This window comes from Pseudomonas sp. S32, assembly GCF_016648095.1.
Classification (GTDB): Bacteria; Pseudomonadota; Gammaproteobacteria; order Pseudomonadales; family Pseudomonadaceae; genus Aquipseudomonas; species Aquipseudomonas parafulva.
Genome location: NZ_JACVVF010000026.1, coordinates 41,652 through 66,584, shown reverse-complemented (window position 1 = coordinate 66,584; position 24,933 = coordinate 41,652). Strand labels below are relative to the sequence as shown.

The 24,933-nt window shown below is 67.5% G+C and carries 2 protein-coding genes and 1 pseudogene (1 of these 3 cut by a window edge); all 3 read right to left on the bottom strand.

Features of this window, described 5'->3' with window-relative positions; genetic code table 11:
- Positions 1-6,010 carry the 5' portion of a non-ribosomal peptide synthetase gene (locus IAE38_RS15440; RefSeq protein WP_201218211.1) on the bottom strand. It extends 5,306 nt beyond the left edge of the window, so 6,010 of the gene's 11,316 nt are visible here — the first part of the coding sequence; the start codon lies at positions 6,008-6,010; the stop codon falls past the left edge of the window.
- Positions 6,007-23,655 (bottom strand): amino acid adenylation domain-containing protein, encoded by a 17,649-nt coding sequence (locus IAE38_RS15435; protein WP_442968300.1) that lies wholly within the window; start codon positions 23,653-23,655, stop codon positions 6,007-6,009. The genes IAE38_RS15440 and IAE38_RS15435 overlap by 4 nt, the downstream gene beginning before the upstream one ends.
- Positions 23,638-24,933 (bottom strand): annotated as a pseudogene (locus tag IAE38_RS24355) (condensation domain-containing protein); the annotation flags it as partial. The gene IAE38_RS15435 and the pseudogene IAE38_RS24355, both read right to left, overlap by 18 nt.

Below are 24,933 nucleotides of genomic sequence, written 5' to 3'. Positions count from 1 at the left end.
CTGGCGCCTGGGCCAGTTGCTGCTGGACCTCGCCGGGCTCGATACGGAAACCACGAATCTTCACCTGGTCGTCGGTGCGGCCCAGGCATTCCAGTTCACCGTCGGCGCGCCAGCGCACCAGGTCACCGGTACGGTACAGCCGGGCGTCAGGTTGCTGGTTGAAAGGGTCGTCGATGAATCGTTCGGCCGTGAGCGCTGCGCTGTTCAGGTAACCCAGTGCCACGCCATCACCGCCGATGTACAGCTCACCCACGACACCCTGCGGCACCAGCTGCTGCCGGGCATCCAGTACATACACCTGGGTATTGCCGATTGGCCGGCCAATGGGCACTTGGGAAGCATGCGCCGGTACCTTGCGCACCTCGCAGGTGCTGGCGAAGGTGGTGGTTTCGGTAGGGCCATAGCCGTTGAACAGGCGCAGCCCAGGGGCCCTGGCCAGCAGGGCGCGGAACGCTGCAGGCTCGGCCCGCTCGCCACCGGTAAGCAGGGCTCGCAGGCCTGATAGCGCGTCTGGTATCTGCTGTACGTACTGGTTGAACAGCGCCGTGGTCAGGAACAGTACGCTGACGCCCTGCTGCGCGAGGGCCGCGGCGAAGCGATCAGGGTCGAGCAGTGTGGTGTGCTCGATAACGCGCAGCTGCGCACCATTGAGCAGCGCCCCCCAGGTTTCCAGGGTACTGGCATCGAACGCAGGGTTGGAGGCAAATGCAATATGGTCACTGCCCAGCAATTCTAGGTAACCGTTGTTCAATACCAGCCGTGCGATGCCGCGGTGCGGCACGCATACACCCTTGGGTTTGCCTGTGGTGCCGGAGGTATACATCACGTAGGCGGCACTGCCGGCATCCTGCGCCAGGTCGGGGTTATGCGAGGGCTGGTCATCGAGCCTGAGGGCGTCCAGCGCCAGGCGTGCCACCCGGTGCTCGCCCCCAATGCCGGCCAAGGTCAACAGGGCGACTGCCTGGCAGTCATCTAGCATGAATGCCTGACGATCTGCGGGCGCATGCAGGTCCAGCGGCACGTAGCAGGCCGCGCACTTGAGTACCGCCAGCTGCGCCACCAGCAAGTCCAGCGAGCGTGGCAGCAGCATGGCCACCCGAGCCTGGGGGTTCACCCCGCTGGCCAGCAGGTGATGGGCCAGGCGGTTGGCACGGGCATTCAATTCGCCGTAGGTCAGGGCCTGGGCCCCCTCCACCGCAGCCAATGCCTGCGGGTGCAGCGCTGCACGCTGCTCGAACAGCCGGTGCACAGGCGTATCTCGGGGGTAGGCATACGCGGTCTGGTTGCAGGTGTGCAGCAAGGCATGGCGTTCGGCATCGTCCAGCAGGTCTACCTGGTCGAGGGGCTGCTGGCCGTCGTCAGCCATGGCCCACAGCAACCGCTCGAAGTAGCCGAGGTAGCGCTGCACGGTGGCCTCGTCAAACAGTGCCGTGGCGTAGTCAAGGCTGCCGGCCAGGTGCTGCCCTTGCTCGCCGAGGTTAAGCGTGAGGTCGAACTTGGCCACGGCGGCGGCCTGGCTCACTGCCTGCAGCTGTACACCTTGCAGGTTCAGCACCACTGCTTCGGTGGCCTGCCAGTTCAGGGTGGTCTGGAACAGCGGTGTATGCGCCAGGCTGCGCACCGGCCGCACGGCTTCTACCACCTGCTCGAACGGCAGGTCCTGGTGAGCCTGGGCCTGAAGCACCCTGCCCCGCACCTGTTGCAGCAAGCCTTGAGTGGTGGACGCGATGCCAGGCTCGATGCGCAAGGCCAAGGTATTGACGAACAGACCCATCAGCGGCTCGAGTTCGGCACGGCCGCGCCCTGCCACCGGGCAGCCGACCACCACCTCGGCCTGGCCAGCCAGGCGTGCAAGCAACGCCGCCCAGGCCCCCAGTACGGTCATGTACAGGGTTACACCGTGGCGGTTGGCCAGGGTGCGCAGTGCAGCGGTCAGCCGGGGTGACAGCAACACCGGCAGGCTGGCCCCGGTATAGTCCTGGTGCTCCGGGCGGGGCCGGTCGCTGGGCAGGCTGAGCAGCGCCGGGGCACCCTCCAGCGCCTGCCGCCAGTAGTCGGCCTGGCGCTGCAAGCGCTCACCCGCCAGCCAGCGGCGTTGCCACAGCGCGTAGTCGGTGTACTGGATGGGCAGTGCGGGCAGTGCCCCGCTCGCCCCCTTGCAAAACTGCCCATAGAGCACGCTCAGCTCCTGCGTCAACACACCCAGCGACCAACCGTCTGCAACGATGTGGTGGACCGTGAGTGCCAGCACCTGGTGCTCGCTGCCCAGGCGCAGCAGGTGAGCGCGCATCAGTGGCCCGCTGGCCAGGTCGAATGGCGCAGCGGCCAAGGCCTGCAGACGCTCGGCCAGCGCTTCGGCAGGGAGGTCTTCACACTGCAGCCAGCCGTGCGTGGGGGTGGCGGCGATCAGTACTTCGGCGGTGTCTTCGGTCGCCACGAACTGGCTGCGCAGTACCTGATGACGCTCAAGGATTGCCAGCAACGCGCCTTCCAGTGCATCGACATTCAGTGCACCACACAGCCCGAGTGCCAGTGGCACGTTGTAGGCCTGGCTGCCGCCTTCCATCTGCGCCAGGAACCACATGCGTTGCTGGGCGAACGACATGGGCAACGGCTGTGCGCCAGTCACGGGCAGAATCGCCGGCAGGTCACTGGCTGCGGCATCTTCCAGCAACCTGGCGACTGCCGCCAGTTGTGGGTTGGCGAACAGCCCTGCCAGGGTCAGCTCCACACCCAGGCGCACGCGCACTTGCGAAACCATGCGCATGGCCAGCAGGGAATGCCCGCCCAGGCGGAAGAAGTCGTCCTGGCGGCCAACCTGGTCCACTTGCAGCAGTTGCTGCCAGATCTGCGCCAGGGCCTGCTCCAGCTCACCCACCGGCGCCTGATGGCACCCCTGCAGCAGTGCCGCCCGGTCAGGCGCCGGCAGCGCCCGGCGGTCCAGCTTGCCGTTAGCGGTCAGCGGCAGCGCCGCCAGCTCGACGAAGGCCACCGGGATCATGTATTCGGGTAAGTGGGCCTGCAACTGCGCGCGCAGGCCTTCACCTGCCAGCGGTTGCACATCTGCCGTGGCGGTGTAGTACGCCACCAGCTGCGGGTGCCCAGGCTGGTCTTCGCGGGCCACCACCACCGCTTCGGCAATGCCAGCCAATGCGGCCAGGCGGCTCTCGATCTCGCCGGGCTCGATGCGTAGGCCGCGCAGTTTGATCTGGTCGTCATTGCGCCCCAGGTAGTCCAGGGTGCCGTCGGTGTTCCAGCGCACCAGGTCGCCGGTGCGGTACATGCGCCCGCCACCCGGTGCCACGAACGGGTCTTCGAGAAAACGCTCAGCCGTGAGCGCCGGCCTGTGCAGGTAACCACGCGCCACACCGGCCCCGCCGATGAACAGTTCGCCAGGCACCCCCAGGGGCACCGGCTGCAAGCGGCTGTCGAGCACGTACAGCCGGGCATTGTCCACTGGCTTGCCAATGTGCAGGTGGCCACCGGCCTGCACTGCGCCGGAGCTGGCCACCACCGTGGTCTCAGTGGGGCCGTAGTTGTTCACCACGGTAAAACGCTGGGTGCGGTTGAACTGGCGCAGCCGGTCACCCCCAATCAGCAGCGTGCGCAGGGTCGGGTGCTCCAGCTGGTGGCTGAAGGCGTATTCCGCTACCGGCGTGGGCAAGAAGCTCACATCCAGCGGCTGCGCCTGCCACCAGGCGAGCACGGCGTCGAGGTCATCGTTGCCTTCGGAGGTGGGTGCCAGGTGCAGCGTGGCCCCGGCGCACAGGGCCGGCCACACTTCCCAGGCCATGGCATCGAAGCCAAAGCCGGCCAGGCTCGAGGTGTGCCGCCCCTGGCACAGGTCGAAGGCGCGGCAATGCCAGTCCACCAGGTTGTTCAGCGCCTGGTGCTCTACCATCACCCCTTTCGGTTGGCCGGTAGAGCCAGAGGTGTAGATCACATAGGCCAGGTGCCCCGGGCCAAGGCCCGGGACACGGGGGTTGTCTTGCCGCACTGGCCAGCCCGGCTGGTCCAGCACCAGCACCGGCAGTTCTGCAAGCCCGACCCTGGGCAGCAGCACCTGCTGGGTCAGCACCGCCACCGGTGCGCAGTCCTCCAGCAGGTAGTGCACGCGCTCGTCAGGGTGGGTAGGGTCGATGGGCACATACCCTGCCCCCGCCTTGAGCACCGCCAGCAGGCCCACCAAGGTATCCAGCCCGCGGCGTGCCAGCACCGCGACGCGGTCATCGGGCTGCACACCCAACGCCAGTAGATGGTGCGCCAAGGCGTTGGCCTGTTGGTTCAGCACGGCATACGAGAGTTGTTGCTGACCGCTGACGGCGGCCACTGCGTGCGGAAAACGCTCGGCCTGCTGTTCGATGCGCTGATGCAAGGTGAAGGGCTGCGGGTAACCGGTGCTGCACGCGTTGAACCCGTCCAGCAGCAGTTCACGCTCGTCAGCTGGCAGCATCGGCAGGCTGTGGGCCGCCACTTCTGGCCCGTTCAACAGGCTTTCCAGGGTGTGCTGCAGGTAGGCGCACACCCGTTCCCCTGGGATTTGCGCCGCCGCCAACAGGGTCAGGCGAAAGCCCGCCCCCAGGTCATCGATGCTCAGGGTCAAGGGGTAGTTGGTGGCCTCGACCGACTCCACCACATCGATGCCAGCGAGTGCTGCACGCCGGGGCTGGGCGGCGTCGACGGCGCTGTGCCGGTAGTTGAGCAGGGCGTTGAACAGCGGCGCGGGCGCAGCCACCTGGCTGCAGCGCTGTGCCAGCGCCAGCGGCGCATGCTCATGGCACATCAGTGCTGTCAGGCGCTTGTGGGTAGCGTGGACGGCGCTTTGCGCGCTGCCTGCACCCAGGTCGACGCGCAGCGGCAAGGTGTTGATGAAGATGCCCAATGCTCTGTCGGTGGCCTCCGCCCCCAGCAGGCGGCCCATCATCACCGTGCCGAACACCACCTGGTCGCGGCCTGTAAGCCCACCCAGCACCCGGCCCCAGGCCAGGTGGAACAGGCTGGCCACACTCACCCCCATGGCCCGCGCCTGGTTGCGCAGGCCCAGGCAGAGCGGCGGCGGCAGGTCAAGCTGATGCTCGACGTGCGGCGGGCCTTCACCTTGCAGTTCCAGCAGGCCGTACGCCAAGGTGGGCTGGTCGATATCGCCCAGCATGTCGCGGAAGAATGCCTCGTGCTGGGCCTCGGTCACCCCCAGCACCGCCTGGGCCACGTAGTTGCGGAACGGAACCGGCGTGCCAAGGTGCGCCTGCTCGCCGGTGAGAAAGGCGATCAGTTCCTGGCGCACCACATCCAGGGCGCTGTGATCCAGCGCAATGTGGTGGAACTGCAACGTGGCAGTCAGGCTGCCATCTGCCTGCGGGGCCTCGCGCAACAGGCGGATCAACGGCGCCTGGGTCAGGTCGAAGCTATCGTGTTCGGGGTCATTGCCCGCCCGCGTCAACACGGCGAGCTCGGCATGCCGCCACACCACCTGCAGCGGCGCTGCCAGCCCTTGCCAGTGCACCGAGGTGCGCAGGATGTCGTGCCGGGCGATCACCCCCTGCAACGCCTGGGCGAACGCCTGCAGGCGGGCCTCGCTGGCGAACACGAAGCGCGCCTGCATCACGTAGGGGTCGTGCCCGGTAGCACTGGCGTGATGGAACAGCATGCCTTGCTGCAACGGCGCCAGTGGGTAGATATCCTGAACGTTCGCCGCACCGCCGGGGATCTGGGCGACCAGCTCATCGAGGGCCTGCTGGTCGAGCGTCACCAGGTTGAGCATGGCCGGGGTGATGTGCGTGCAGCCTGCCGGGATCAGGTTGGCCGGCGCCTCGACCGGCCCCTGCTTGCTGGCCACGTACTCGCCACGCTCGATCATGCCCAGCAGTGCTGGCTTGTGTGCCCGCAACTGGGCCACCAACGCCGTATCGGTCAATGCCTGACGGTTGCCCTGCACGGCCAGTTGGCCATCCTTGAGTGCCAGTTGAACGTTAAGGTCGGCCAGGGTGGCCAGTAATTGATTGATGCTCACAGGACGATCTCCATTCTGTCTGTGATGGCCGCATAGCCTGCCAGTGTTGGGTGGTCGAACAGGGCGCGTACATCGGCCTCCAGGCCGTGTTCACGCAGGCGGGACGTGAGGGTCACGGCCAGCAGCGAGTGGCCGCCCAGTTCGAAGAAGTTGTCGTGGCGCCCTACCCGTTCCACGTCCAGCAACTCGCACCAGAGTGCCGCCAGCAGGGTTTCGGTGTCGCCCTCGGGCGCTTCATAGGGGCGATCAGCCACGGCGCCGGGCTCTGGCAGGGCCTTGCGGTCCAGCTTGCCATTGGGGCTCAGCGGCAATGCCGGCAGGTGCATGAACTGCGCCGGCACCATGAATTCCGGCAGGTGCAGCAGCAAGGCACTACGCAGGTCATCGACCGCTTGCGGCTCGCCCGTGTAGTAGGCCACCAGACGCTGATCGCGGGCGATGACCACCGCTTCATTGACGCCCTCGATGCGGGTCAGCCCCGCCTGGATCTCACCCAGTTCGATACGCAGGCCGCGCAGCTTCACCTGGTCGTCGTTGCGGCCCAGGTACTCCAGGTTGCCATCCGGCAAGTGCCGTGCAAGGTCCCCGGTGCGGTACAGGCGTGAACCGGGTTGCGTACTGAACGGGTCATCGATGAAGCGCTCAGCGGTGAGCTCTGGGCGGTTCAGGTAGCCCCGGGCCACCTGGACACCGCCGATGTAAAGCTCCCCGGCGACGCCGTGTGGTACTGGTTGCCGTTGTTCGTCCAATACGTACAGCGTGGTGTTGGCGATGGGTTGGCCGATTGGAGTGTTATCCGGGGCCGTCAAACAGTGCCAGGCGCTGACGTCTACCGCTGCTTCGGTCGGGCCGTACAGGTTGTGCAGCTCCACCTGCGGCAGTTGCGCGTGGAACCGCCGTACCAGGCTGCCCGCCAGCGCTTCACCGCTGCACACCACGCGTTTCAACCCAGGGGCCTGCCAGCCTGCGGCAAGCGCAGACAGGAACACTTCCAGCATCGACGGCACGAAGTGCAGCGTGCTGACGCGCTCCTGTTCGAGAGTGTGTTGCAGGTACTGCGGATCACGATGCCCGCCCGGACGCGCCATCACCAGCTTGGCACCCGTTTGCAGTGGCCACAGCAATTCCCACACGGACACATCGAAGCTGAACGGCGTTTTTTGCAGGACGACGTCCTCGGCACCCAGGCCGTACGCATCCTGCATCCACAGCAGGCGGTTGACCACGGCGCGGTGCTCGTTCATCACGCCTTTGGGCAAGCCGGTCGAGCCTGAGGTGTAGATCACATAGGCAAGGTGCCGTGGCGTGAGCGCCGGCACGGCGGGGTTGCTGTCGGGCAGCTCGCTGGGCAATGGCTCGTCCAGGTCGATGAGCTGTTCGTGCTGAAGCGCAAGCCGCGTAGCGCGATGCACCAGGACCGCCACCGGGTTGCTGTCGCTGACCATGTGACGGATACGTTCAGCCGGGTAGTCCGGGTCCACCGGTACATACGCGGCGCCTGCCTTCAGAATGCCCAGCAGCCCTACCACCATCGCCAGCCCGCGTTCCACACAGATCACCACCCGGTCATCGGGTTTGACACCAAGGCTGATCAAATGGTGAGCGAGGCGGTTGGCCTGGGCGTTGAGCTGGGCGTACGTCAGCGCACCTTCCTCGGCCTGCACGGCAATGGCCTGGGGTGTGCGTCGCACCTGCGACTCGATCAAACCGTGCAGGGTCTGCTCCAGGTCGTAGCCGACAGCGGTGGCGTTGAAGCCGCCTACCACCAGTTCGTGCTCTGCGGCCTCCAGCACGGGCAAATGCTGCACTGGCAGGCTCGGCGCCTGCTCCAATGCCTCCACCAGTGCCTGCAGTACCTGTTGCATCTGCCCGCAGATCCGCTGGGCGCCCACCTCGGCGGGCGCCGTGGCGGCCAAGCGGAAGCCATCACCCACATCGTCCACGTTCAGGCTCAGTGGGTAGTTGCTACGCTCCTGGCTGTCACGTATGGACATGCCCGTACTGGCCTGGCGCTGGTCAGCGCTGGCCTGGGTGCTGTGGCGGTAGTTGAGCATGGCGCTGAACAGCGGCAAGGGTGCAGCCACGCCGCTGCAGCGCTGGGCCAGGGCCAACGAGGCATGCTCGTGGGCGAGCAGCTCGCTCAGCCCCTGATGCGCGGCGCGGGCAGCGGCTGCCACCCCCAGATCCGCCAAGTCGACACGCAGTGGCAAGGTGTTGATGAACATGCCCAAGGCCCGTTCAGCACCTTCACCGCCCTGCAGCCTCCCCAGCAGCACAGTGCCGAACACCACACTGCCCTGCCCGCTGGCGGCGCTCAACAGGCGCGCCCAGCCCAGGTGGAACAGGCTGGCCACGCTGATGCCCGCCTGCCGTGCCTGAGCGCGCAAGCGCCCGGCCAAGGCGGGGTCGAGCCATGCCTGGGCGTCCTCCAGCGCACGGCCATCGCCGTGCACATCGCCCAGGCCAAACGGCAGGGTCGGTTCGTCGACCGCACCCAGTTGCGCCCGGAAGAACGCCTCGTGTTCGGCCTGGCTGATGCCCAGGCGTGCCTGGGCCACGTAGTTGCGATAGGGCACCGAGGGGCGTGCGGGTTCGCCATCGCCTTGCAGGAAGCCGATCAACTCCTGGGCGACCACCTCCATGGCCGTGTGGTCCATGACGATATGGTGGAACTGCAGGGTCGCCTCCACGGCCTGCTCACCTGCCGCCTCGCTGTACAGCAAGCGCATCAATGGCGCTTGGCCAAGGTCGAATGCCTGCGGATACGCCTCGGGCTCGGCCTGCTGCAGTAACCGAGGCAGGCGGGCCTGGCGCAGAACCACCTGTACCGGTTGCGGCAGCCCCTCCCAGAAAATGGCGGTACGCAGCACGTCGTGCCGGGCGATGACCTTGTCCAGCGCTGCCGCGAACCTGTCCAGGTGGCCGCGGCTGTCGAACACGAACCGTGTCTGCAACACATACGGGTCGTGCCCCGCTGCGCTGAGATGGTGGTACAGGATGCCCTCCTGCAGCGGAGCCAGGGGGTAGATGTCCTGCACATTGCCGGCCCCACCTGGCACCTGGGCAACGATGCGTTCGATGGCCGCCTGCTGCAGTGTTATCAGGGGCAGCATCGCCGGGGTGATCTGCTCGCAGCCTGCTGGGATCAGGTTGGGCGGTACCTCCACGGTGCCAGCCTGGCCAAGGGTGCTGGCCAGCGCGGCGATGGTTGGCTGGCCGAACAGCGTGCGCACATCCACCTGCAGGCCGTCGCGGCGCAAACGTGCCGTCAGGTTTACAGCCAGCAGCGAATGGCCACCCAGTTCGAAGAAGTTGTCATGCCGGCCCACCTGCTCGACACCCAGCAGCTCAGCCCAAACCTGTGCCAGCGCAACCTCCACTGGGCCGCGCGGCGCCTCGTAGGTGCGGCTTGCCAGCTGCGCCAGGTCCGGGGCCGGCAGGGCCTTGCGGTCCAGCTTGCCGTGGCTGGTCAGGGGCAGTGCAGCCATCGGGGTGAAGGCCTGCGGCACCAGGTGTGCGGGCAGGCTCGCCTGCAACGCCTGGCGCAGGGTGGCCACGGCCGCAGACCCGGTGTACCAGGCCAGCAGCCGGTCTTCGCGTACCAGCACCACGGCATTGTCCACGTCAGGCTGTGCGGCCAGTGTGGCCTCGATTTCGCCCAACTCCACGCGCACGCCGCGCACCTTCACCTGGTCATCGTTGCGGCCCAGGTAGTCCAGGGTGCCCTCCGGGTTCCAACGCACCAGGTCGCCCGTGCGGTACATGCGTGCCCCGACCACGTCACTGAACGGGTCGGCCAGGAAGCGCTCGGTACTCAAGGCCTCGCGCTGGAAGTAGCCACGGGCCACACCGGCGCCACCGATGTACAGCTCACCCACCGCGCCCACCGGCACCAGTTGCCGGTGGGCATCCAGCACGTAGGCCCGGGTATTGGCGATGGGCTTGCCAATATGCAGCAGGCCACCCGCCATCAAGCGCCCGGCCGTGGCGACCACCGTCGTTTCGGTGGGGCCGTAGTTGTTGACCAGCGCAAAGCCCGGGTCGCGCTCGAACTGGCGCAGGCGGTCGCCACCGACCAGCAAGGTACGCAAGGTCGGGTGCTGACGCTCCCGGCGCAGGGCCTGCTCGGCCACCGGGGTGGGCAGGAAGCTCACCGCCAGCGGTTGTTCCAGCCACCAGTCCAGCAGTTCGTCCACGTGCTCGCCCGCAATACACGCCGGCGGCAGGTGCAACGCGGACCCGGCACACAATGCAGGCCACACTTCCCAGGCCACGGCGTCGAAGCCAAACCCGGCCACCGTGCTGGTGTGGGTGCCTGCACCCACGGCAAACGCCTCGCAGTGCCAGTGCACCAGGTTGGCCAGGGTCGCGTGCTCCACCATCACGCCCTTGGGCTGCCCGGTAGAGCCGGAGGTGTAGATGATATAGGCCAGTTGCCCGGCATCCAGGCCGTTTACCTGCGGGTTGTGGTCGGCCATGCCTTGCCAGCGCTCGCAGTCGAGCACCGTGCAGGCCGCGCCGCCCACCCGATCGCGGGTGGTGGAATCCACCAGCACCCGTGCCGGGGCGCTGTCTGCCAGCAGGTAGGCGATGCGTTCGGCCGGGTACGCCGGGTCGACAGGCACATAGGCCGCACCGGTTTTGAGAACAGCCAGCAAGGCGATCAGCCGCTGCGGGTTGCGTGGCAGGCACAGGGCGACCCGGTCACCCACCCCTACACCGCCGTCGATCAAATGATGGGCAAGGCGGTTGGCGCAGCGGTTGAGTTCGCCGTAGCTCAGCACTTGACCATCCTGCACCAAGGCAGCCGCTTGCGGGCTGCGCGCCGCCCGGGCCTCGACCAGGGCATGCACGGTGTGCCCGGCGGGGTAAGCCCGGGCAGTGGCGTTGAAGCCTTCGAGTACCTGCTGGCGGGCGCCGGCGTCGAGCACCGGCAACTCGGCTGCCACGCTATCGCCCGGACGTTGCAAGGCATCTGCCAGGGCACCGAGTGCCTGGTTCATCAACTTGGCAACCTGCGTGGCTTCGATCCCTCGCTGGGCCAACACGCTCAGGCTCAGGCCTTCGCCATGGTCATCGACGCTGAGGGTCAGCGGGTAGTTGCTGCGCTCCTCGCCGCCCAGCAAGCGCATGCCTTGCAGCGCACCCGCGGCGTCGCTGTGCACCAGGCTGCTGTGACGGTAGTTGAACAGCGCACTGAACAGCGGTAGCGACGGGGATACCCCGCTGCAGCGTTGGGCCAATGCCAGTGAAGCATGTTCGTGCATCAGCAGCGCCGAAAGCCGCTGGTGGGCCATGCTGACTGCCTGGGCTACCGGCACGGCCAGGTCGATGCGCAGGGGCAAGGTGTTGATGAACACCCCCAGCGCCCGGTCAGCCCCTGCGCCGCCCTGCAACCTGCCCATCAGCACCGTACCGAACACCACATCCGTACGGTTGGCCAGGGCGCCCAGTACCCGCGCCCAAGCCAGGTGGGCGAGGCTGGCCAGGCTTACCCCAAGGTGCCGGGCCTGTTCGCGCAGGCGCAGGGCCAGTTGCGTGTCGATACCCAGGTGAGCTTCTTCGATGGCATGCCCTTCACCCTGCACATCGGCCAGGCCGTACGGCAGCGTCGGCTCGTCCAGGTCGCCCAGCATGTCGCGGAAAAACGCCTCGTGCGCAGCCTCATCTGCGGCCAGCCGCGCCTGAGCCACATAGTTGCGATAGGGCACCGGTGCTGCCAGTTGGCCTGCCCGGCCCGTCAACAGCGCCTGCATCTCGCCGGCGATCACCTCCATGGCCGTGTGGTCCAGGGCCAGGTGGTGGAACTGCAAAATGGCCACCACGCGCTGGTTGACAGGGTCGGCTGCGTGCACCAGGCGCATCATCGGTGCCTGGGTCAGGTCCAGCCGCTGCTGACGCGCGTCGAAACGTGCTTGCAAGGCGGCCAGCACGCCCTGCTCACCCAGGCCAGAGATGGCGGTCACGCTCATGCGGGCGGTACGCCACACCACCTGCACCGGCTGGTCTAGCCCTTCGCTGACCACTGCCGTGCGCAGGATGTCATGCCGCTCGATCACAACTTGCAGGGCATCGGCCCAGCGCTGCAGGTGCGCCAGGCTGTCGAACGCCAGGCGGGACTGCAGCAGGTAGGGGTCGCCGTGCTCGGCGCTCAGGTGGTGGAACAGGATGCCCGCCTGCAAGGGTGCCAGGGGGTAGATTTCCTGAACATTCGCCGCCCCGCCCGGCACAGTTGCGATGATGCGGTCGATGCTGGCCTGGTCGAGGTCGATCAGGCTGAGCATGGCCGGGGTAATGCTGCAGGCATCGGCGGGCACTGCGTTGGCCGGCACCTGTACCTCGCGGCCTTCGCCAACCGCCGCGGCCAGTGCCGCCAGGGTCGGTTGGGCGAATAGCACGCGCACATCAGCGCTCAAGCCAACCTGGCGCATGCGCTCGACCAGGGTCACAGCCAGCAGTGAGTGGCCACCCAGCTCGAAGAAGTGGTCGTGGCGCCCCACTTGCTCCACGTTCAGCACCTGGGCCCAGATGCCTGCAAGGGTGGTTTCCACCTCGCCCTGGGGGGCCTCGAACCCACGGCTCACCACGGCATCGCGGCCCGGTAGCGGCAGGCTGCGGCGGTCGAGCTTGCCATTGGCCGTGAGCGGCAGTGCGTCGAGGTGCACGTAGGCAGCCGGCAGCATGTAGTCGGGCAACTGCGCCTGCAAGCGGGTATGCAGTTCGGCAATGTCAGGTACGGTGGCAGCGGCGGTGAAATACGCCACCAGCCGCTTGCCACCCGGCGGGTCTTCACGCAGCACCACGGCGACGTCGCGCACACCGTCGCACAGCGCCAGCCGCGCCTCGATCTCACCCAGTTCGATGCGGAACCCACGCAGCTTGATCTGCTGATCGGCCCGGCCCAGGTAGCGCAAGGTGCCGTCGCCCTGCCAGCTGGCCAGGTCGCCACTGCGGTACATGCGCGCTGCCGGGTTGCTGCTGAAGGGGTCGGCGCTGAAACGCTCGGCGGTGAGCTCGGGTTGGCCCAGGTAGCCCAGGGCCACGCCGTCGCCGCCCAAGTACAACTCGCCCACCGCCCCCACAGGCAGCGGTTGCTGGTGGGCATCGAGCACATAGCAGCGGCTGTTGCCGATGGGTTTGCCGATCGGAATGCTGCCGCTATCGACTGCGGTTATGGCATGGGTGGTGCTGAACGTGGTCGCTTCGGTCGGCCCGTAGCCATTGAGCAGATGCGCCGGGGCGCCGCCTTGCAGCACACGCTGCACCACCTGCGGGTCCAGCACATCACCGCCCACCATCAGGTAACGCAGTTGGGCAAAGGCTGGCAGCAGGGTATCGGCGAACTGATGGAACAGGCCAGCGGTGAGCCACAGCACGCTGACGGCCTGCTCCATCAGCACCTCGCGCAACGCCTCGCGCGACAGCACCTGATGCTGGTCTACCACCACAACGGCACCCCCGTTGAGAAGCGGCGCCCACACTTCCAGGGTGCTGGCATCGAACGCCGGGTTGGAGGCGAAGGCCACCCGGTCCTGGGCGTTGAAGGTGGCGAAGCCGTTGTTGATCACCAGGCGGGCAATGGCCTGGTGCGTCACCAGCACGCCTTTGGCCTCACCCGTGGAGCCGGAGGTATACATGACATAGGCCGGGCCCTGTGCACTGACGGTGATGCCTGGGGCGTTAGCCGCGTAGCCCGCCAGCGGGCAGCGGTCCAGTTCTACACGTACGGTGCATGCTACCTGCGGCTCGCTGGCCAGGGTGAGCAATACCCGGGCGCCGCAGTCGCCGACCATATAGGCCAGGCGCTCGATGGGTGCGTTGTTGTCCAGCGGCACATACACCGCGCCGCAGGTGCTGGCGGCCAGTTGCGCGGCCAGCAGGTCGAACCCGCGTGGCAGCAGCAGGGCCACCGCATCGCCAGGTGCCACACCCAGGCCGAGCAGGTGATGGGCCAGCTGATTGACGTGCTGCTGCAGCTGGCCGTAGGTCCACTGCTGTTGGCCGTGAACCACCGCGCAGGCCTCGGGCGCTCGCGCGGCCTGGGCCGCGAACAGCTGATGCACCGGCTGCGTGGCTGGGTAATCGCGGGTGGTGGCGTTAAAGCGCTCCAGCACCTGCTCACGGTCGCTTGCGCACAACTGCCGCAGCTGCCACAGCGGTGTGCCGGGCGCGTGGTGCAGCGCCTCGGCCAATTGCGCCAGGGCAAGGCTGAGCAGGTGGCAGACCTGTTCGCCGTTGACTTGTGGCACGGCCTGTACGGTAAGGGTGAAGCCGTCGCCGGTGTCGTCCACGTTGACCACCAGCGGGTAATTGCTGCGCTCGATGGCCGCGACCTGCTCGATGCCGCGCCAGGCGTCGCTGAGCGCGGCCTTGGGCGCTGCACTGTGGCGGACGTTCAGCAGGCTGGTGAACAGTGCCTGCCCAGGCGCAACACCGCTGCAGCGCTGGGCCAGTGCCAGCGAGGCCTGCTCGTGGGCCAGCAACCGGGCCAGGCGCTGGTGGGTCAGGCGCACGCCGTCGGCCACTGCTGCCCCGCCTGCGCTGACCCGCAGCGGCAAGGTGTTGATGAACATGCCCAGCGCCCGTTCGGCCCCTGCACCGCCCTGCAGGCGGCCCAACAGCACGGTGCCGAACACCACTTCTTCGCGCCCGCTCAGTTGTGCCAGTACCTGTGCCCAGGCCTGATGCACCAGGCTGGCGACACTGACGCCCAACTGCCGGGCCTGCGCGCGCAGTTGCGCCGACACCTGCGGTTGCAGCGAATGGCGCGTTTCCAGCACCTCGCGGGTACTGGCCAGGGCATCCGTGAGGCCGAACACCACTGTGGGTTCGTCGATGTCTCCCAGCAGTTCGCTGAACAGCGCTTCGTCCGCTGCCGCGTCCGCGCCCAACCGTGCCTGGGCCACGTAGTTGCGGTACGGCACGCTGGCAAATGCCAGCGGTTGGTGTTGCAGCACGGCAGTGATTTCAGCCACCAGCTGCTCGACGGCGGCGTGGTCCAGCAGGATGTGGTGGATCAGCAGGGTTGCCTGCAGCCCCGCGTCGCTTTGCTCGGGCACCAGCCGCAGCAGCGGCGCCTGGTTCAGGTTCAGCCCCTGGTCTGCCTGGGCGCCGCCGTGTGCGGTTTGCAGTGCCGGCACCTCGCGCCATACCACCTGTACCGGCTCTTCCAGCGCGTGCCAGTGAATGCTGGTACGCAACACGTCATGCCGCGCGATGACCTGGTCAAGTGCTGCGGCGAAAGCGTCCAGCTCGGCCTGGGTCGGGAAGCTGAAACGGGCCTGCAGCACGTAGGGGTCCACGCCCTCGCTGGCCAGGTGGTGGTACAGAATGCCCTGTTGCAGGGGCGCCAGGCCATAAATGTCCTGAATGTTCGCGACGCCGCCCGGGATCTGCCTGACCAGGCCGTCGATAGCAGCTTGCGAAAGGCTGGCCAGTGGCAGCAGCGCCGGGGTGATGCGAGTGCAGCCCGGTACGATGCGGTTGGCCGGCACCACCACGGCACACTCGCTGCCCAAGGCAGCTGCCAGGGCCGCCAGCGTTGGCTGGCCGAACAGCACCCGGATGTCGGCCTGCAAGCCCTGCTCGCGCAGGCGTGCAGTAAGGGTTACCGCCAGCAGCGAGTGGCCGCCCAGTTCGAAGAAGTTGTCGTGGCGCCCTACCCGTTCCACGTCCAGCAACTCGCACCAGAGTGCCGCCAGCAGGGTTTCGGTGTCGCCCTCGGGCGCTTCATAGGGGCGATCAGCCACGGCGCCGGGCTCTGGCAGGGCCTTGCGGTCCAGCTTGCCATTGGGGCTCAGCGGCAATGCCGGCAGGTGCATGAACTGCGCCGGCACCATGAATTCCGGCAGGTGCAGCAGCAAGGCACTACGCAGGTCATCGACCGCTTGCGGCTCGCCCGTGTAGTAGGCCACCAGACGCTGATCGCGGGCGATGACCACCGCTTCATTGACGCCCTCGATGCGGGTCAGCCCCGCCTGGATCTCACCCAGTTCGATACGCAGGCCGCGCAGCTTCACCTGGTCGTCGTTGCGGCCCAGGTACTCCAGGTTGCCATCCGGCAAGTGCCGTGCAAGGTCCCCGGTGCGGTACAGGCGTGAACCGGGTTGCGTACTGAACGGGTCATCGATGAAGCGCTCAGCGGTGAGCTCTGGGCGGTTCAGGTAGCCCCGGGCCACCTGGATACCCCCGATGTACAGCTCCCCGGCGACGCCGTGTGGTACCGGTTGCCGTTGTGCGTCCAGCACGTACAGCGTGGTGTTGGCGATGGGTGTGCCGATTGGGGTGTTATCCGGGGCCGTCACACAGTGCCAGGCGCTGACGTCTACCGCTGCTTCGGTCGGGCCGTACAGGTTGTGCAGCTCCACCTGCGGCAGTTGCGCGTGGAACCGCCGTACCAGGCTGCCCGCCAGCGCTTCACCGCTGCACACCACGCGTTTCAACCCAGGGGCCTGCCAGCCTGCGGCAAGCGCAGACAGGAACACTTCCAGCATCGACGGCACGAAGTGCAGCGTGCTGACGCGCTCCTGTTCGAGAGTGTGTTGCAGGTACTGCGGATCACGATGCCCGCCCGGACGCGCCATCACCAGCTTGGCACCCGTTTGCAGTGGCCACAGCAATTCCCACACGGACACGTCGAAGCTGAACGGCGTTTTTTGCAGGACGACGTCCTCGGCACCCAGGCCGTACGCATCCTGCATCCACAGCAGGCGGTTGACCACGGCGCGGTGTTCGTTCATCACGCCTTTGGGCAAGCCGGTCGAGCCTGAGGTGTAGATCACGTAGGCCAGATGCTGCGGCGTGAGCCCTGCAACCTGTGGGTTGGTATCAGGAAGCCCACGGTCCAGGGGGGCGTCAAGGTCAATTCGCACACCCTGTTCAAGCACGTGACGCGTTGCACCCTGTACCAGGATGGCGACGGGCGCACTGTCGCTGACCATATGGCGGATACGTTCTGCTGGATAGTCCGGGTCCACCGGTACATACGCGGCGCCTGCCTTGAGAATGCCCAGCAGGCCTACCACCATCGCCAGCCCGCGTTCCACGCAGATCACCACCCGGTCATCGGGTTTGACACCAAGGCTGATCAAATGGTGAGCAAGGCGGTTGGCCTGGGCGTTGAGCTGGGCGTAGGTCAGCGTGCCCTCCTCGGCCTGTACCGCGATGGCCTCTGGTGTACGTTGTACCTGCGCCTCCATCAAGCCGTGCAGCGTGTGCTCCAGGTCGTAATTCACGGCAGTGTCATTGAAGCCGGTGAGTACCCGGTTGCACTCTTCGGCTTCGAGCACAGGCAGTTGCTGCACCGGCAGGTCCGGCGCCTGCTGCAGTGCGTCAACCAGCGCCTCCAGCACCTGGTGCACCTGGCCACAGATGCGCAGTGCGCCTACCTCGGCAGGCGCCGTGGCCACCAGGCGGAAGGCCTGCCCCAGGTCATCCACATTGAGGCTCAACGGGTAATTGGTCCGTTCCTGCCCGTCCAGTACCTCGATGCCTGCCCAAGCCGCCCCGCGGTCGGCGCCCGGCGGGGTACCATGGCGGTAGTTGAGCATGGCGCTGAACAGCGGCAACGGCGCGGCCACAGCGCTGCACCGTTGCGCCAGGGCCAGCGAGGCGTGTTCGTGGGCCAGCAGCCCGCTCAGGCGCTGATGCACATCACGGGCCGCATCGCGCACGCCGTGGCCGGCCAGTTCCACACGCAGCGGCAGCGTGTTGATGAACATCCCAAGGGCACGCTCGGCCCCTTCACCGCCTTGCAGGCGGCCCAGCAGTACGGTGCCGAACACCACCGGTGCCTTGCCACTGGCAGCCGCCAGAACCCTGGCGAACGCCAGGTGGAACAGGCTGGCAACGCTGATACCCAGCAGGCGCGCCTGTTGCCGCAGCCCGCTGGCGAGCGCCTGCGCAAGTGTGAGGCTGGCCTCGTCCAGGTGGCGACCATCGCCTTGCACGTCGCTCAGGCCAAACGGCAGTGTCGGCTCATCGATATCCGCCAGTTGCCCGGTGAAGAACGCTTCGTGCTCGCCCTGGCTGACACCCAGGCGAGCCTGGGCCACGTAGTTGCGGTATGGCACCGAGGCCTTTACCGGAGCCGGCGCGCCACCCAGGTACGCCGTCAGTTCTTCGCCCACCACTTCCAGGGCCGTATGGTCGAGCACGATATGGTGGAACTGGAGGGTGGCTTGGACCTCGCCATCACGCTCGCCGTACAACAGGCGAATCAACGGCGCCTGGGCGATGCCCAGCAGCGGGGCTTCATTCGCAGCATTCCACGGGTCGCTACAGGCCATGCGCGCCAGGCTGGCCTGGCGCACCACCACCTGCACCGGCTGCGGCAGGCCTTCCCACAAGATGCCGGTACGCAGCACATCATGCCGGGCGATCACCTTGTCCAGGGCGCTGGCAAAGGCATCCAGGCGGTCCAGGTTGGCGAAACGCAGGCGTGAGTAGAGCACGTATGGGTCGTGCTCGGCGGACAGGTGGTGATAAAGAATGCCTTCCTGGAGCGGTGCCAGGGGGTAGATGTCCTGAATGTTTGCCACGCCGCCGGGTACCTGGGCAACGATGCGTGCAATGGCTGCAGCGTCCAGGTTGATCAGGCTCAGCATGTCGGGCGTGATGTGGGCGCAATCAGGCGGGATGCGGTTCTCGGGCACCTGCACCTGCTCACTGCGGCTGAGCGTGGCCGCAAGCGCGGCGACGGTCGGCTGGCCGAACAGGGTGCGCACGTCCACCTGCAGGCCTTCCAGCCGCAGCCGCGCCGTCAGGCTCACTGCCAGCAGCGAGTGGCCGCCCAGTTCGAAGAAGTTGTCATGCCGGCCAACCTGCGCCACTCCCAGCAGCTCGGCCCAGCGTTGTGCCAGCAACGTCTCGGTTGCGCCTACTGGCGCCTCGTAGCGTCGCCCCTGCACTGCAACGTCCGGCGCCGGCAGTGCCTGGCGGTCGAGTTTGCCGTTGGGGGTCAATGGCAGCCGCTCGAGCGGGATGTATACGGCTGGCACCATGTGCTCGGGCAACTGCGCCGCCAACGCCTGGCGCAGGGTGTCTGCGGGCAGTGCCGTGCCGGTGTACCAGGCCACCAGGCGTGTGCCGTCTACAGCCAGTACCACCGCCTCGCGCACGCCCTGCACCTGCAACAGGCACGCCTCGATTTCGCCCGGCTCGATGCGCAGGCCGCGCAGTTTGATCTGCTGGTCCAGGCGGCCGAGGAACACCAGGTTGCCGTCGGCGTCCAGGCGCGCGAGGTCGCCGCTGCGGTACAGCCCCTCACCGGCCACGAACGGGTTGGCGATGAACCGCTCGGCCTGCTGCTCGGGCAGGCCCAGGTAACCGCGGGTGACCCCGGCCCCACCAATGTGCAGGTGCCCGGCCACGCCAGCGGGCACGGGCTGGTCGTAGGCATCGAGCACGTAGAGGCGGGTATTGTCGATGGGTTTGCCGATGGGCAGTGCACCACTGGGTACTGGCGCATCTGGCTTCAGTGTCCACAGGCTGCAATCCACCGTGGTTTCGGTGGGCCCGTACACGTTATGCAGGCGAACCTGGGGCAGGCACTGCCGTACCTGCGCAGCCAGGGCGGCGGTCAACTCCCCGCCGCCGCACAGAATATCGGTGAGCGATGAGCAGTGGCGGCTTTCGGGCTGTTCAACGAATTGCTGGAGCAATGCGGGCACGAACTGCACCGCACTCACCTGCTGGGCCTGGATCAACTGCGCCAGGTAGGCCGGGTCGCGTTCACCTTCAGGGCGCGCCAGTACCAGGCGCAGGCCACTGCACAGCGGCCAGAACAGCTCCCACACCGAGGCATCGAAGCTGATCGGCGTTTTGTGCATGACCGCCCGCTCACCCGACGCCGGCCACAGGCGACGGCTCCAGTGCACCAGGTTGACCACGTTGCGGTGCTCCACCATGACCCCTTTGGGCAGGCCGGTTGAGCCAGAGGTGTAGATCACGTACGCCAAGTGCCGGGCATTCAGGCCGGGTACCTGCGGGGCTGTGGTGGGCAGCTGCGCCAGGGACGGGTGATCCAGGTCGACCACAGGTGCCTGGGCGGCAAGCGGCACCGTCACCGTTGCCCCCTGCACCAGCACGGCCCGCGGTGCACTGTCGCACAGCATGTGGCGCAGGCGCGCAGCTGGATAACCAGGGTCTACCGGCACATAGGCGGCACCTGCCTTGAGAATGCCCAGCAGGCCGACCACCAGGGGCGCGCTACGCTCGACGCAAATGGCCACGCGGTCATCCGGCTGCACACCCAGGGCGATCAGGTGATGGGCCAGGGTATTCGCCCGCCCGTCGAGCTGGCTGTAGGTGAGCTGTTGGTTACCCTCCACCACGGCGATGGCGTTTGGTGTGCTGCGCACCTGGGCCTCGAACAGGCCATGCAGCGTCTGCTCCAGGTCATGTGGGTACGCGGCGTGGTTGCCGAGCAACGGCGCACGCGCCTGCGCATCCAGCAACGGCAGCTGTTGCACGGGCAGCGAAGGCTGCTGTTCGAGCGCGTCGAGCAGGCCTGCCAGCACCTGCAGCAATTGCTCGCAGACCTGCCCGGCCTGCACCGGCTCACACACCTGTGCGGTAATGCGCAGGCCGTCGCCCAGGTCATCGGCGTTGACACTGATGGGGTAGTGGCCGTGCCCGGCGGCAGCGTGCACAGCCACCCCGGCAAGGGCTTGGTCCCATGCCTGGCGCTCTTCGGCGTTGGCGCCATGGCGGTAGTTGAGCAGCGCGCCAAACAGGGGCGTGGGCGCCGCCACGGCGCTGCAGCGCTGGGCCAGGGCCAAGGGGGCGTGCTCGTGCCTCAGCAGGCCGGCAAGGCGCTGATGGGCCAGTTGCACGCCGGCCTGCACACTCACGCCGTCCAGGTTCAGGCGCAACGGCAAGGTGTTGATGAACATGCCCAAGGCGCCGCCGGCACCTTCGCCGCCTTGCAGGCGCCCCAGCAGCACGGTGCCAAGCACTACGTCAGCCTTGCCGCTGGTGGCTGCCACCCAGCGCGCCCAGGCCAGGTGTACCAGGCTCGCGGCGCTCACCCCCAGTTGGCGGGCCAGGTGGCGCAAGCGCTGGTACTGCTCAGGCAGCAGCGCCGCCTGGGCCAGGTGGAACTCGCTGGCGCCGTTGTGCACGCCGGCCAGCCCGTAAGGCAGGGTGGGCTCGTCGATATCGGCCAGCTCGGCGCGGAAGAACGCTTCGTGCTCCGCCTCGCTGATGCCCAGGCGGGCCTGGGCCACGTAGTTGCGGTAGGGCACCGGGGCCTGGGCGGGCACGGTGCCTTGCAGGTGGTCGCGGATCTCCTGCAAGACCACCTTCATCGCGGTGTGATCGAGCACGATATGGTGGAATTGCAGCATCGCCTCAACGGCCCCCTCACCTGCCTGATGCAACAGGCGGATCAAGGGTGCTGCCGCCAGGTCGAACGGCAGGCGGCCTGCGTCATCGAGCGAATCGACCTGCACTACGACGCTGCGCGCCTTGCGCAGCACCACCTGCACAGGCTGCGCCAGGCCATCCCACAGCACCGCGGTGCGCAGCACGTCATGGCGGGCGATCACCTGGTCCAGGGCGCCGGCAAAGGCCTGCAACCTTGGCAGGCTGTCGAAGGTGATGCGCCATTGCAGCAGGTAGGGGTCTTCGTCGGCCGCGCTCAGGTGGTGATAGAGGATGCCTTCCTGCAGCGGCGCCAGGGGGTAGATGTCCTGCACGTTGGAAGCACCACCGGGGATCGCGCCGACGATGCGGTCGATACTTGCCTGGTCCAGCTCCAGCAGCGCCAGCATGTGGCCGGTGATCTGGGTACAGCCTGCAGGGATGCCCGGTTCGGGGATGACCACCTGCCGCGCGCCGCCCAGCTCGGCCGCCAGTGCGGCCACGGTCGGCTGGCCAAACAGCACCCGCACATCGGTGGGCAAACCGGCCTCGCGCAGGCGCTCGATCAGGCTGACGGCCAGCAGCGAGTGGCCGCCCAGCTCGAAGAAGTTGTCGTGCCGCCCTACCCGCTCTACGCCCAGCACCTGCGCCCATACCTGGGCCATGGCTGTTTCTGTTGGCCCAAGCGGCGCCTCATAGCCCTGTTGGGCCAGGTCGCCTGCTTGTGGCTCGGGCAAGGCCGCGCGGTCGAGCTTGCCATGGCTGGTCAGCGGCAGCGTGCCCAGCCGCATCAGTGCCTGCGGCAGCAGATGGCCCGGCAGGCAAGCCTGCAAGGCCAGGCGCAGGTGCTCTACGGCCACGGGTGCGGTTTCCGTGAACCAGCCCAACAGGCGCTCGCCACGCACCAGCACCACGGCATCCTTGATGCCCGGCTGCGCCTTGAGCGCGGCTTCGATCTCGCCCAGCTCCACGCGCATGCCGCGCACTTTCACCTGGTCATCGTTGCGGCCCAGGTAGTCCAGGGTACCGTCGGGGTTCCAGCGCACCAGGTCGCCGGAGCGGTACATGCGCGCCCCTGGCAGGCGACTGAAGGGGTCTGCCAGGAAGCGCTCCTCGGTCAGCTCGGGGCGGTTGAAATAACCACGAGCTACCTGGCTGCCGCCGATGTACAGCTCGCCAGTGACGCCAACCGGTACCGGCTGACGCTGTTCGTCCAGCACGTAGACCCGGGTATTGGCGATGGGCTGGCCGATATGCAGCGCGCCCCCTGGCAGCAGGGTGCCCGAGGTGGCCACCACCGTGGTTTCGGTGGGGCCGTAGTTGTTGACCACGGCAAACCCTGGGTCGCGGTCGAAATGCCGCAGGCGGTCACCGCCCACCAGCAGGGTGCGCAAGGTGGCATGCTGGCGTGGCCGGCGCAGCGCGTGTTCGGCCACCGGGGTGGGCAGGAAGCTGACGGTGAGCGGTTGTTCGAGCCACCAGTCCAGCAAGGCCTCGACGTGCTCGTTGGCCAGGTAGGCAGGCGGCAGGTGCAGCGTGGCACCTGCACACAGGGCTGGCCACACCTCCCAGGCCATGGCGTCGAAACCAAAACCGGCCACGCTGGACGTGCGGGTGCCGGCCTGCACGGCAAACGCCTGGCAGTGCCAGTGCACCAGGTTGGCCAGGGCGTGGTGTTCGATCATCACGCCCTTGGGTTGGCCCGTGGAGCCCGAGGTGTAGACCAGGTAAGCCAGTGAGCGCGGTGTCAAGTCGGGCACCTGCGGGTTATCGGCGCGGCTGAAGCAAGTATCGGGGTTGTCCAGGTCCAGCCGCGGCAACTGGGCAGGCAGGCCGCCGATGCCCGACTGGGTGAGCACCAGCACCGGTGCGCTGTCGGCCAGCAGGTAGGCGATACGCGCTGGCGGGTAGGCCGGGTCGACCGGCACATAGGCGGCGCCGGCCTTGAGCACGGCCAGCAGGGCAACGATGCGCTCCACGGTGCGGTTCAGGCACAAGGCGACGCGGTCGCCACAGCGCACACCGTCCGCAATCAGGCGGTGGGCCAGCTGGTTGGCACGCTGGTTGAGCTCGCCATACGTCAGCACCTCATCACCCTGGCACACCGCGGTGGCCTCCGGGGAGGCCACGGCGCGGGCTTCGACCAGGCCATGCACGGTCTGGCCCTGTGGGTACAGCTGCGCGGTGGCATTGAACGCACCCAGCACCTGGCGACGGGCGTCGTCATCGAGGATCGACAAGCCATCGACGCGCGCCAGCGGCTGCTGTGCGAGCGCACGCACCAACTGTTGCACCGCGGTGACCATCCAGTTGGCCACCCGCTGCGCACCAATGCCAGGCACGGCCAGCACGTTGAAGGTGAACCCGGTGCCAAGGTCGTTGACGCTCAGGGTGAGCGGGTAGTTGCTACGCTCCTCACCGCCCAACAGGCGCACGCCCTCCCACAAACCCTCCGACGCCGCGCCGCCGTCGCTGCTGTGCCGGTAGTTGAGCAGCGCGCTGAACAAAGGCACCCCTGCCGCCACGCCACTGCAGCGCTGGGCCAGCGCCAGGGGCGCATGTTCGTGGGCCAGCAGCGCTGACAGGTTGCGGTGGGTGGCCAGTACCCCGTTGCTTGCACCCAGCGTGGTGTCGATGCGCAGGGGCAAGGTGTTGATGAACATGCCCAATGCCCGGTCGGCGCCCTCGCCGCCCTGCAGGCGCCCCATCAGCACCGTGCCGAACACCACGTCGCTGCGGTTGGCCAGCACGCCCAGCACCCGTGCCCAGGCCAGGTGCATCAGGCTTGCAGCGCTGACACCCAGGCGCCGGGCCTGGCTGCGCACGTCAACGGCCAAGGCAGCGTCCAGTGCCAATGCCGCGTGCTCGATTCCGCCGCCGTCGCCCTGCACGTCGGCATACCCCAGCGGCAGGGTCGGCTCGCTCACATCGTTGAGCATGGCGTCGAAGAAGGTTTCATGGGCCTGTTGGTCGCCCAGGCAGGCCTGGGCCACGTAGTTGCGGTAAGGCACGGGTGGCGGCAAGGTCTGCCCCTGGCCGAACAGCAGCGCCCGCATCTCGTGGGTGACCACGTCCATGGCGGTGTGGTCCAGGGCCAGGTGGTGGAACAGCAGCACCGCGACCACCTGGTGATTGTCTGGGTCCAGGGCGTAATACAAACGGGCCAGTGGCGCCTGGGCCAGGTCCAGGCGGTGGTGGCGCGCGTCGAAGCGGGCATGCAGTTGCTCGATGCGGGCCATGCCGGGCTGGTGGGGCAGGTCCGTCACTTCGCACACACTCAGCTCAGCCTTGCGCCACACCACCTGTACCGGCTGCGGCAGCCCCTGGCTGAGCACGGCGGTGCGTAGGATGTCATGGCGGTCGATGACCTGTTGCAGGGCGCCGGCCCAGGCCAGCAGGCGCTCGATGCTGTCGAATGCCAGGCGGGTTTGCAGCAGGTAGGGGTCGCCCTGCTCGGCGCTCAGGTGGTGGTACAGCACACCCTGCTGCAACGGCGCCAGGGGGTAGATCTCCTGCACGTTGCTGGCTCCACCGGGCACAACCGTGACGATGCGGTCGAT